The sequence below is a fragment of the Microseira wollei NIES-4236 genome, from assembly GCF_020521235.1.
Classification (GTDB): domain Bacteria; phylum Cyanobacteriota; class Cyanobacteriia; order Cyanobacteriales; family Aerosakkonemataceae; genus Microseira; species Microseira wollei.
Genome location: NZ_BLAY01000017.1, coordinates 66,929 through 77,755, shown reverse-complemented (window position 1 = coordinate 77,755; position 10,827 = coordinate 66,929). Strand labels below are relative to the sequence as shown.

General features: G+C 45.4%; 14 protein-coding genes. 8 read left to right on the top strand and 6 right to left on the bottom strand.

Translation table 11 applies throughout. The annotated features are described in order from the left end of the window. On the top strand, positions 1-269 hold a 269-nt coding region (locus MiSe_RS07830; RefSeq protein WP_226577068.1), incomplete at its 5' end, for a hypothetical protein. Here MiSe_RS07830 and MiSe_RS07825 read toward each other — a convergent pair. The 4 genes from MiSe_RS07825 to MiSe_RS07810 form a co-directional block, all read right to left on the bottom strand. After that, positions 242-1,276 (bottom strand): agmatinase family protein, encoded by a 1,035-nt coding sequence (locus MiSe_RS07825; RefSeq protein ID WP_226577065.1) that lies wholly within the window; start codon positions 1,274-1,276, stop codon positions 242-244. The genes MiSe_RS07830 and MiSe_RS07825 overlap by 28 nt on opposite strands. Positions 1,277-1,509: 233 nt before the next feature. Beyond that, complete coding sequence (locus MiSe_RS07820) at positions 1,510-1,800, bottom strand: hypothetical protein (RefSeq protein WP_226577063.1); 291 nt, start codon at positions 1,798-1,800, stop codon at positions 1,510-1,512. 59 nt (positions 1,801-1,859) lie between these two features. After that, the gene (locus tag MiSe_RS07815) at positions 1,860-2,270 is read right to left on the bottom strand and encodes a 2TM domain-containing protein (RefSeq protein WP_226577060.1); all 411 of its coding nucleotides are present in this window, start codon (positions 2,268-2,270) and stop codon (positions 1,860-1,862) included. Positions 2,271-2,338: 68 nt separating this feature from the next. Next, complete coding sequence (locus tag MiSe_RS07810; protein ID WP_226577056.1) at positions 2,339-2,827, bottom strand: DUF3291 domain-containing protein; 489 nt, start codon at positions 2,825-2,827, stop codon at positions 2,339-2,341. Between the two features lie 98 nt (positions 2,828-2,925). Here MiSe_RS07810 and MiSe_RS07805 point away from each other — a divergent pair, with 98 nt between their 5' ends. The 6 genes from MiSe_RS07805 to MiSe_RS07780 all read left to right on the top strand — a co-directional run bounded on the left by MiSe_RS07805 (position 2,926) and on the right by MiSe_RS07780 (position 7,205). Next, positions 2,926-3,453, top strand: a complete 528-nt coding sequence (locus tag MiSe_RS07805; RefSeq protein ID WP_226577053.1) for a PadR family transcriptional regulator — start codon at positions 2,926-2,928, stop codon at positions 3,451-3,453. A 147-nt stretch (positions 3,454-3,600) separates the two neighbouring features. Continuing rightward, positions 3,601-4,620 (top strand): nitrilase-related carbon-nitrogen hydrolase, encoded by a 1,020-nt coding sequence (locus MiSe_RS07800; protein WP_226577050.1) that lies wholly within the window; start codon positions 3,601-3,603, stop codon positions 4,618-4,620. A 56-nt stretch (positions 4,621-4,676) separates the two neighbouring features. Then, entirely contained in the window at positions 4,677-4,913 is a 237-nt protein-coding gene (locus tag MiSe_RS07795; protein ID WP_226577047.1) for a hypothetical protein, read from the top strand. After that, entirely contained in the window at positions 4,900-5,259 is a 360-nt protein-coding gene (locus MiSe_RS07790) for a type II toxin-antitoxin system PemK/MazF family toxin (RefSeq protein ID WP_226577043.1), read from the top strand. Before MiSe_RS07795 ends, MiSe_RS07790 begins: the two co-directional genes overlap by 14 nt. 67 nt (positions 5,260-5,326) lie before the next feature. Further along, entirely contained in the window at positions 5,327-6,745 is a 1,419-nt protein-coding gene (locus MiSe_RS07785) for an aldehyde dehydrogenase family protein (protein WP_226577041.1), read from the top strand. A 16-nt stretch (positions 6,746-6,761) separates the two neighbouring features. Next, positions 6,762-7,205, top strand: coding sequence for a DUF3598 family protein (locus MiSe_RS07780; protein ID WP_226577038.1), 444 nt, complete (start codon positions 6,762-6,764; stop codon positions 7,203-7,205). Between the two features lie 41 nt (positions 7,206-7,246). Here MiSe_RS07780 and MiSe_RS07775 read toward each other — a convergent pair whose 3' ends face one another. Beyond that, positions 7,247-8,161, bottom strand: a complete 915-nt coding sequence (locus tag MiSe_RS07775; protein WP_226577035.1) for a DUF4437 domain-containing protein — start codon at positions 8,159-8,161, stop codon at positions 7,247-7,249. A gap of 215 nt (positions 8,162-8,376) precedes the next feature. On the opposite strand from MiSe_RS07775, the gene MiSe_RS07770 reads away from it, so the two are divergent. Further along, the gene (locus tag MiSe_RS07770; protein ID WP_226577032.1) at positions 8,377-9,162 is read left to right on the top strand and encodes an SDR family NAD(P)-dependent oxidoreductase; all 786 of its coding nucleotides are present in this window, start codon (positions 8,377-8,379) and stop codon (positions 9,160-9,162) included. Between the two features lie 82 nt (positions 9,163-9,244). Here the strand turns inward: MiSe_RS07770 and MiSe_RS07765 are convergent, their stop codons facing one another. Further along, positions 9,245-10,720: a dihydroorotase gene (locus MiSe_RS07765; RefSeq protein WP_226577028.1), complete on the bottom strand. Its 1,476-nt coding sequence runs from the start codon at positions 10,718-10,720 to the stop codon at positions 9,245-9,247. Between the last annotated feature and the right edge of the window lie 107 nt (positions 10,721-10,827).

Here is a 10,827-nt window from a genome sequence, read left to right as displayed (position 1 = left end):
TTGTAGGGGCACGGCATGGAATAACTTTTAGTTTGTACCCAAAGATTGTAGAATGCCGTGCCCCTGGTTTAACGGGTTTTGTAGGGGCACGGCATGGAATAACTTTTAGTTTGTACCCAAAGATTGTAGAATGCCGTGCCCCTGGTTTAACGGGTTTTGTAGGGGCACGGCATGGAATAACTTTTAGTTTGTACCCAAAGATTGTAGAATGCCGTGCCCCTACAGCCAGAAATTTATTTTACTATCCCATTAAGTTGCAGAGTTTATAAACTGCTCTCGCTCCTACGTTACCATCCCATTCGCCATCGCCAACTTCGCAGACATCAAAGCCAATAATTTGGCGTCCGCTATGTAGGAGTTCTCGGAATAAGCAATAAGTTTGTTCTAGTTCTAATCCTCCGGGGACGGGTGTTCCTGTGTTGGGACATAGTTTGGGGTCTAGTCCATCGACGTCGAAACTGATGTACACTTGTTGGGGTAGTTCGGCGACGATTTGTTTGCAGAGTTCTAACCAAGGAATGCCTGCATAAAGTTTTTGTTTTAACATCGGATCGTAGTAGGTGGAAATTCTTCCGTTGGATTGTTGAATTATGTTAATTTCATCTTGACAAATGTCGCGAATTCCTACTTGAACTAATTTGGATATTTGCGGCAATTGCAGGGCGTTAAACATAATTGAAGCATGAGAATATTGGAAGCCTTCGTAGGCGTCGCGTAAGTCGGCGTGGGCGTCTATGTGCAAAATTCCAAAGTCTGGGTAATGTTGGGCTAGTGCTTGGATATAGCCCAAGGGGACGCTGTGATCTCCGCCAATTACTGCTACTTTTTTACCTTGGTTTATGGCAGCAGTAGCGTTATCAAATAGCCATTGATTGACGTTTTGGCATTCGCGATCGATGTTTTTCAGGACTTGGGAAAGGTGGGGATTGTCTTCAATGCGATCGCCTTGTTTCAAATGTTCGATAATCAGGGTAGCATCTTGTCTCAGGGCTTCATTTTTTTGCTGGATATGGGCAGGAATTTCTACCATAAAAATCCCTTGTTTCCAGCCTTCCGGATTGTCGAAATCGTAGATATCTAGTTGGCGAGAAGCTTCTAAAACTCTCGCTGGACCAGATGCCGTACCGCCGCCATAGGAAACTGTGACTTCCCAGGGGACGCCGAAGACGATGATATTGGCAGATTCGTAATCAAAGGGAAGTCCCAATAGATTACCGTTGTCGATACCAATCTCGTTGGGATTAAAGTTTTGCAGGATTTCTTCTTTTGTCGCCATTGAAATTTTCCTCGATTGATTTGGGTTAGCTGAAATTTTGCACTTAACCCACAACCCGCCAGGGATTAAAATCCCTGGCTAATAGCGAAAGTCCTCTTGCATAGGACTGGGAAAAGTATTTAGTCCATTTTAATGGACTTTTGCTATTAGCCCGGAAATTTATTTCCGGGCGGGTTGGTGGTAAGGTGCAAGATCTGAATTAACATAGCGCCTCGATCATGTTAGCGTTATTTCTATTTTTTGAGCAGATTGCAGATTAGTTCGCCTGCACCATCCGATTCAAATTCTACAATGGTTCCATCGGGGCGAAGTTTTAAGCGATCGCGACAATTATAAACCTCAATTGGCCTTGCCACCCCATCAATGCTAACAACTGCCCGATACTCCCAGTAATTCTTCGCACTGCGCTTGATACTTTTGATGCAAATGACGCGGTGATTCGAGGTGCGACAGAAGGATGCTTGTGCCGGGAGTGCCAGCACAAACCATAAAGTTACTAACAGCAGTAGAGCGATATATTTCACTTGATGCCAAATTTGTTACCCTGCTAGAAGCTTAGCTCAAAACCGCTGCATGTTTGCTTTTAATATTTCAATCTTCCGATAGATGCGGCTTCGTACTTTTCATCTTTTAGATGGTACGTACATGAAGCGTGAATTCCTAAACCTAGCCCCCACCCCAGCAGGGGATATACTGCCCAAAAATATTTTGGGTTAGTTACTAGGTTCAAAAGTATTAAAAAGGTATTGACCGCTACGAATGGAATCAAATGTGCTTTAAACCCTGTTTTGCGGCGGGCGTCCACTACCTGTTTCTGTTGGATTTTTTCTCGATCTTGCTGCCATTCTTGTTGGGCGATTTGCAGTGCAGAGGCAGAAATTCCCAGTTCTGTTGCCATTTCTTTTAGCTGTTGTTCTGAAAATTCTCCGGTTTGTTGATGATTCATCGCCCGGTGGAGAATTTGCTGTACTTCTTCTGAATGAAAGGTAGCCATGTGTGTATCCTCGATTTTTGCTAGCTAAAACAAAGGTAATTTATTTGCGTAACTTACCCACAACTATCCTAGAAACCGGGTTTCTTATTTTTCACAGAAACCCGGTTTCTAGGAGTTCTCTGTTTGATTCTGGGATGCAATCTCAGTTCGGCTTTAGAGGATTTAGGTTGCGGGATATTTCGCTCCAAATGAGCAGGTGAAGGTTTAGATAGTTTAGTTAAAAAACCCTCTTTAATTAGGCGTTCGTGAACTTCTATCCAGTCGGGAAGATTGTCATCTTCTTGTCGCCAGTGAACAGCTGAAGCTTCATCGCACCAATCTTGAATTTTTGGCATGACGCTGCGGTGTGCGCCTGCGTTGCGGTAAATCTTCATCGCTGCTTGTTCTTCCCAAGCTGTCATCGTCCAATAAGTTTGATGTGCATCGACTAAAAGCTTTCCGCCTTTAAAACCTTTCGTGTTGATAACTTGCCACGTACTTAAAAATACGTTCCACAAAAATGATGGTAGGTATCGACGCGATCGCAAACGTAACCTCGTTACAGAAATAAATGTCATGGCTGAATCTCCTTATTATGCGACTAAGTGCTTATGCAACTAATTGCATCTACAAATTCAGTGTATATTCAACAAAGTGCATATGTCAATGGTGAGTTATGGCTTTAGCAGAGGCAATTTTGGCAGCTTTAATCGAGGAATCGTGTAGCGGATATGACCTTGCAAAGAAGTTTGATGGGTCTGTAGGCTTTTTTTGGAAGGCAACGCATCAGCAAATTTACCGAGAACTGACCAAGTTAGAAGAACTTGGGTTTATCAGTGCTGAAAGAGTCCATCAAGAGGGAAGACCGGATAAAAAACTTTACAATGTGACGGAGGAGGGCAAGGCACATTTGAGAGAATGGATTGCCAAACCCGGTGAAATCGGTCCGATGAAGGATGAGTTGCTGGTTAAACTGTTTGCGGGGTATTTAGTTCCCGTGCAGACTATGCTGGCGGAACTGGAAAATCACCGGGCACAGCACTTGGAAAGATTAGCGACATATCGAGAAATCGAGCAAAAGTATTTTAAGAAACCGGAAACGCTGCCGATTGAGGGAAAATACGTGTATTTGACCTTAAGGCAGGGAATTCGCTCCGAAACGGAATGGTTAGCTTGGTGTGAGGAAGCGATCGCATTCTTATAGCGGATTGCAGCCGTATGAGGTACACCTTATGTTTGTGTAGCGGCAGCATTAATGCTGCCGCTACACAAACGAAGCGATAACGCTTTCCCTCACTCACTGGCAATCCGCTGTAAGCTAAAATCTGGGCAACTCGTATCGGCGAACAAAATGGACTCATTCAGGGTTTTAGCACTACAGGTGACGTGCCATGCAGTCAACGCGGCGCGGGATAGAGAAGAAGCACTCGCACTCATACACCAATCCATCACCCGCTTAGAACAACAAATCGCCGCCAGTATCGCCTTTATCGGCTTTGACTGCAAATTAATCGTCCTGCCAGAATATTTCCTCACCGGCTTTCCGATGGGAGAATCCCTAACAGTTTGGGCAGAAAAAGCTTGCATAGAAATGGCAGGGGCAGAATACGAAGCCCTCGGTAAAATTGCTCAAAAACACAACATCTTTTTAGCCGGAAACGCCTACGAACTCGACCCCAACTTTCCAGGCTTATACTTCCAAACTTGCTTTATCATCGATCCATCTGGTGCGATAGTTTTGCGCTATCGACGCCTCAATTCCATGTTTGCCCCCACCCCCCACGACGTCTGGGACAAATATCTCGAATGTTACGGATTAGACGGAGTATTTCCCGTAGCCAAAACAGCCATCGGCAACTTAGCAGCACTGGCATCCGAAGAAATATTGTATCCAGAAGTAGCCCGCTGCTTAGCCTTGCGGGGCGCAGAGATATTTTTACATTCCACCTCCGAAGTATATGGTAGAGAGCGATCGCCAAAAGACGCCGCCAAAATATGCCGTGCTGTCGAAAACATGGCCTACGTAATTTCATCCAACACAGCCGGAATAGCCAACATATCCATCCCAATTTCATCAGCCGACGGCGGCTCTAAAATAATAGATTATCGCGGCATAATCTTAGCCGAAACAGCAACAGGAGAAAGCATGGCAGCCTATGCCGAAATCGATCTCCCTGCATTGCGCCGATACCGCCGCCGCCCCGGACTCAACAACCTACTTTCCCGCCAAAGACTAGAACTATACGCCCAAACCTACAACCAAACAATTTACCCCCCCAACACCATGCTAAATCCAGAAATCGATCGAAAACACTTCATCCAAACCCAACAAACAACCATAGAACGCTTATCCCAACTCGGACTAATCTGAATCGCGTATAATTACGTTAGGACATATAACAAAATAACAACTAAAGCAGGTGAAACATGAATAAGCGAAAACTATCCTTGGAAATATCTGAATCCCTGTTTGAGCAACTGGAACGTGTGGCTGAGTTGACCGAAGAATCTATTGAATCGATAGTAATACGCATCATCGCTTTTAGACTACCCTCTCTAACTAGAGAAGCACAAGAACTGCACGAACAACTCAACAAAATTTCTCCCGAACAACTGCATGGTGAAATTGGTCTTGAAGAGGTGGTAGGTAGTGAAGTCATCTAGCAATTCTGAGATCTACATTCCAGAAAAAGGAGATGTTATCTGGATCGACTTCAACCCTCAGTCCGGACGCGAACAGGCGGGTCGTCGTCCGGCTTTGGTTATTTCATCAACAATATACAATCGTAGGGTTAAGCTGGCTTTACTGTGTCCAATTACGACGAAAGTAAAGGGATATATGTTTGAAGTACCAATACCAGAAGGGTTAGCAGTATCAGGAGTAGTACTAGCAGATCAGGCTAAGTCCTTTGACTGGCAAACTCGAAGGGCTGAATTTATTTGCCAGATGCCCAATGAAGTATTCGTGCAAGTTGTTGCGGCAATAGAAAGATTGCTGAAAGAATTTTAAGTTGCTATGACCAAAACGGTAATCCTATAGTGGCAAAAGAGTAATAACTTTCCCTCTTTTTTATTGTATGATTCAACAGATTAGCATTCGCAATCCTAGAACCGGAAAAATAGATTACCAGATTACCCCGCCAACATCCGAACAACTGGCGGAAAAATCCACCCGCCTGCGCCAAGCCCAAATCGATTGGCAACAGCAAGGATTATCCCACCGAATTGAAACATTACAACAGTGGAAACAAGCAATTTTAACTCAAAAAGATAGACTGAAAGCAGCATTAGTAAACGACACCGGCAGATTATCAGTATCCATCCTAGAAATTGATTCATTCATCTCCAGCATCGACCGCTGGTGTAAACTAGCCCCAGACTTATTATCAGAACCATCAAAAAACACCGCCATCCCCTTTATCCGCCTGCAAAGTCAACTCGTTCCCTACCCATTAGTTGGCGTCATCAGTCCCTGGAACTTCCCCCTATTGCTTTCTACAATTGATACGATTCCCGCCTTACTAGCCGGGTGTGCAGTCATCGTAAAACCCAGCGAAATTGCCCCTCGCTTTATTCAACCCTTACTAGAAACAATCGCATCCGTTCCCAATTTACGCGATATATTAACCTACATTGAAGGCGCAGGCGATACAGGTGCTGCATTAATCGAATTGGTAGATTTAGTATGTTTTACAGGCAGCGTCGCCACGGGTAAAAAAGTGGCTGAAGCAGCAGCGAAGCGATTTATACCGGCATTTTTAGAATTGGGAGGGAAAGACCCGGCGATTGTTTTAAAATCAGCGGATATAGAATTAGCAACTTCAGCTTTATTATGGGGTTCAGTTGTTAATACAGGACAATCTTGTCTCTCGATTGAACGAATTTACGTCCACGAATCTATTTTAGATAATTTTGTATTGAAATTGACAGAAAAAGCGCAGCGAGTTCAGCTAGCTTATCCAACCATTGAAAGCGGAGAAATTGGGCCGATTATTGCCCAAAGACAAGCGGCTATTATTCAAGAACACCTCGATGATGCAGTTCAAAAAGGAGCAAAAGTACATTGCGGGGGAATAGTGGAAGAATTAGAGGGGGGTTTTTGGTGTCGTCCGACTGTCCTGACGCAAGTCAATCATCAGATGAAGGTGATGGCGGAAGAAACCTTTGGCCCGATTATGCCGATTATGTCATTTTCTAACATTGAGTCGGCAATTCATCTAGCAAATGATAGTATTTATGGATTGAGTGGAGCGGTTTTTGCGGGGGAGGAAGGGGAAGCGATCGCCATAGCCCAGCAAATCAACTGCGGTGCGATTAGCATCAACGATTGTGCGTTAACTGCACTGATTTACGAAGGCGAGAAAAACTCGTTTAAATATTCGGGAATGGGGGGTTCGCGCATGGGGGATGCTGGGATAAAACGGTTTATGCGAAAAAAAGCCTTGTTAGTTAAAACCCAGTCTATTCCCGATCCTTGGTGGTTTAAGATTGAATAAAGTGAGGAACGAAGCTATGTCTATACGCGATGAAATGCCCGTACTCGTCCGACACGAAGGCGACTGGGTGGGGACCTATACGGTAATAGATAATCAGGGGAATATCCTAGATAAATACAACTCCCATTTAACCTGCCAATTTCCAGAAGATAGTCCCTATCCCTATTACCAAACTAATCGGTATCAGTGGGCTGACGGTAAGCGCGAGGAATATCAGTTCCCAGGAATATACCGGGATAAAAAACTCTACTTTGACACGGAACGTATAGATGGTTGCGCCTGGGAGGCGGACGATACTACCATTATCCTGCACTTCACCTATAAGACCATGCCGGAGATGTCCTTATATGAAATGATTTTGATTAGTCCTTGCAATAACTATCGCGCCCGCACTTGGCATTGGTTGAAGAATCATCAAATCTTCCAACGCACTTTGATTCAAGAGGAACGAATGCGATGATTGTTACCTGAACAAATGCAACTCATACATGGCTTTGCTGCTTACGATTCAGGGGCATAGGACAAAACTGTTCCAGGTTTTGATAGATCCCTATCAACTCGGATGAAAAATAAGCTGCCATCATCTGTCCAGTGTCTAGGCGCAGTGCAAAAGCTAGAGTTATAGGCAAAGTGATCCTTCATAAATCGGTAATCTCCTATGTCACAATATCCGGCTAGACAGTAACCTTCTTCGTTGTAACATTGAATCATTCGGTATATGCCGTCGTAATGTGGCAAAATGGCGAGCAGCCACGCTCCACCACCGTTACTATCTTTCTTGAGCCACTTCTTTTTACAGACCTCGAATTGAACTGTATCTGCCTTGCTCCACGGTAGAAGTTTGCTATCCAATGCTGGGATAAAGTCAGACATCCTGGCATCTGGGCGATCGCTTTGTGCTGCTTCATACCTCAAGGGTACAGGGCCGTTTTCCATCCAGAGGATTTCTGCTTCTTCACTACCTAGCACTTTCCACGGTCCAACTCTCACCCCAGCAGGGATAAAGGAGTAGCCGTGCTTGCTTAGCTGCCACTCGCCCAGTTGGATAGTACCCTTAAGCACGAAAATCTCCAAATCGGCAGTAAATATACCCGCTGGTGCCTCAAACTGGGGCGGGAGTACCGCTCTTGAAGTGGATGCTCCACAGTCGTGCCACGTCAGCAATCGCCGTCTTCCGGGTATTACGTTCTCTGGCATACCAGCCACCCGCCACCCATGCTCTTCCGGCACAGCATTTGTGTCAAAGAACTGGTACTGGCGAGGTAGGTACTCTTTGGAGATTGCTGTACGCCTTCCCGATAAGCTCATGCGCCCTCTACCGTCTCCTCCCCAATCCTCCTTTATAGGCGCAACGTGCAAAAAGCTATCTGCCTCTCCTTCACTTGCAGCATCAAACGATCTGCCTTTGTCACCCATGATTTTGCCCCCTCCTGTTTAAGTGGCTCTCCTCCCCTTTACTCCGCTCATCTTACCATCACTGCCTTATCAGGATGGTGTGGGGATTCTGGCGAATCTAGCTAGATCGTGGGTGCTATTTGCATACACATAGGATGGAACCAAATGGTATAGTTATCGATTCAGGCAGAAATGTTGGAATTGTTCAGCTTAAATGTTGCACTTAGGGAAATTCCATGAAAGTTGCACTGGTGACTGGGGGAACTCGCGGCATAGGTTTAGCAATTTCTCGCAAACTAGCGAGCGATCGCTTTAATCTGGTCTTAGGATACAGTTCCAACCACGAGGCTGCACTTGAAGCCAAGAATGAGTTGGAAAAGTCTAACGTCAAGGTTGTGACGGTAGCTGGCGATATCAAGAAGCCTGAAACAATTGATGCTTTCTTCACAGCGCTAGAAGAAAACTTCAACAGCCAACTCACCGCTTTTGTTCACGTCGCTGGGTATGCAATTACCGCCACAATTCCTGGAGGATTTACGTTTGAACAGTATGAAGAGGCACAACAAATCTACCCAAAAGCATTTCTCAGATGCATGGAAAAGGCGTTGAAATACATGACTGACGGTCAGGGTAGAGTGGTAGCCATCTCTGCTAGCGGTATCCACAACCCAGGTAAAGTATATGCGATGTCGGCTCCCGCAAAAGCTGGGATGGAAGTGCTTGCCAAACACTACGCTGTAGCAGTTGCTCCACGAGGAATTACCGTCAATATTGTCACTCCAGGCTACATCAAGACTGAGGCATGGGATGGATATTTGGCAATGCTTCCCCACATTGACCAGGTGCCACCAAACGCCACTCCGATGGGAAGATGGGGTCAGCCCGATGATGTGGCTCCAATCGTAGCTTTTCTTTGTTCCCAGGAGAGCGGTTTCATTACAGGTCAACACATTTACGTCGATGGTGGATTAGGACTTTCTTTGTTTTGGAACATTCATCGTATAAGTGAGAATCTCCATTAATAAAAAAACATGGCAGCACCCAGCAAACACCCATTCTTACACCCCCCTTAGCAAGGGGGGCCGGGGGGGATCGAATCTCCGATCAACAGTGCGATCGCTTCAAATACCGCCCCAAAGGTGACCCCAATACCTGCCCCCGGTCATAAATCAAATTCCCGCGCAAAAATGTACTCTTGACCCTTCCCGTTAACTCCATACCCTCAAAGGGAGTATAACCTTGTTGCGACTCTGATTCAGCAGCACGGACAACAAACGTTTCATTCGGATCTACTAACACTAGATCGGCATCATATCCAACGGCAATATCGCCCTTTTCAAACAAACCAAATCGTTGTGCCGGATTCCAACAAAGTAGCTTTGCTATTTGGTTGTAGGACATGCCTCGTTTGCTTCCTTCGCTAACAATTCCTGAGAGCAAATATTCCGTACCGCCAAAGCCAGACTTAGCTAACCAAATGTTTTCTGGATCTCTGAAGCTAGCTTTTTGCTCCGCCGAACAGCAGGCATGATCGCTAACAATCCAATCCACTTGATTTTGCAATACTGCATTCCATAAATATTCCACATCCGCACGCGGGCGAATCGGCGGGTTTACTTTTGCCCATTTACCTGTAGGGGCATCTACATCTAGAAGTAGATGACCTACTGTGACTTCTCGCTTAAAGTTAATGTGGGGAAAAGTTGTTTGCATCATCAAAGCCGCTTCCACAGCTTTGCGAGAACTTAGATGCAGCAAATTGATGTTGACACAATTAGTTTCGTGAGCCAGATAAGAGGCGATGCAAATAGCTAATCCCTCTGAGTGGGGAGGACGGGCAGCGCTGTAAGCATTGAGTCCAGTAAGGCTAGAATCTTGTTGCACAATTTTAGTATAAGCATTCAGAATATCAGCTACTTCGCAGTGCAAGCTGAGGCTGATCGATTCTTGCATGGTGGGGTAGCGTTCCCTCAATTGAGACAAACTCCGCATGATGAATTCAAAGTGAGCGAAGTCGTAGCGATCTTCCTTGTTAATCATTAAAAATAGATTCTGTTGCTCGGAAAGACCGTGCAGGCCATAACCTCCATAAAACATAAAAATTTTGAACGATGCCACCCCATGCTGTTCAAATAACCACTGCATTTCATCGATATGTTGAGGGCTAATCGGCGCTATATGATAGCCATAATCAACAAAAAAGTTGCCCTCTGACAAGGCCAGTACTTCTGGGAAAAAATCCTTGTAAGAACCACCTTTATTCAGGTAATACTGACCCGTGCGGATATAGTTTAGGCTGGTGGTGACTCCCCCCATTGCCGCTGCTTTGCTTTCGGTGACAGCATCTTGGTCGAGGGGTTGATAGATGCCGATGTGCATGTGAGCATCAACCACCCCTGGAAAACCGAGCAGGTTTTGAGCGTCGAACACCTCTTTTGCCTGGTCTGGGCTGATTTCCGGCGAAATTTGGCTGAATTTACCATCTTTTATCCCCAGATCCAGGCGATCCACCGATGATCGATCGGGACGAACTACGCGGACGTTTTTGATCAGTCTATCCAGAACTAGAGTTTCAGACACAGGTGTAAAATCAAGCTTCTAGAATGGAATTATACCGGGTTCAATAGACCTATTCAAAAACTCCCCTCAAAGGCGGGCAGAATGCCCACCCCACAAGAGTTTTTGGA

Excerpts from the sequence above, each read along its gene's own strand:
- MiSe_RS07825 (WP_226577065.1), bottom strand. The coding sequence starts at position 1,276 with ATGGCGACAAAAGAAGAAATCCTGCAAAACTTTAATCCCAACGAGATT.
- MiSe_RS07815 (WP_226577060.1), bottom strand. The coding sequence starts at position 2,270 with ATGGCTACCTTTCATTCAGAAGAAGTACAGCAAATTCTCCACCGGGCG.
- MiSe_RS07810 (WP_226577056.1), bottom strand. The coding sequence starts at position 2,827 with ATGACATTTATTTCTGTAACGAGGTTACGTTTGCGATCGCGTCGATAC.
- MiSe_RS07805 (WP_226577053.1), top strand. The coding sequence starts at position 2,926 with ATGGCTTTAGCAGAGGCAATTTTGGCAGCTTTAATCGAGGAATCGTGT.
- MiSe_RS07800 (WP_226577050.1), top strand. The coding sequence starts at position 3,601 with ATGGACTCATTCAGGGTTTTAGCACTACAGGTGACGTGCCATGCAGTC.
- MiSe_RS07795 (WP_226577047.1), top strand. The coding sequence starts at position 4,677 with ATGAATAAGCGAAAACTATCCTTGGAAATATCTGAATCCCTGTTTGAG.
- MiSe_RS07785 (WP_226577041.1), top strand. The coding sequence starts at position 5,327 with ATGATTCAACAGATTAGCATTCGCAATCCTAGAACCGGAAAAATAGAT.
- MiSe_RS07780 (WP_226577038.1), top strand. The coding sequence starts at position 6,762 with ATGTCTATACGCGATGAAATGCCCGTACTCGTCCGACACGAAGGCGAC.
- MiSe_RS07775 (WP_226577035.1), bottom strand. The coding sequence starts at position 8,161 with ATGGGTGACAAAGGCAGATCGTTTGATGCTGCAAGTGAAGGAGAGGCA.
- MiSe_RS07770 (WP_226577032.1), top strand. The coding sequence starts at position 8,377 with ATGAAAGTTGCACTGGTGACTGGGGGAACTCGCGGCATAGGTTTAGCA.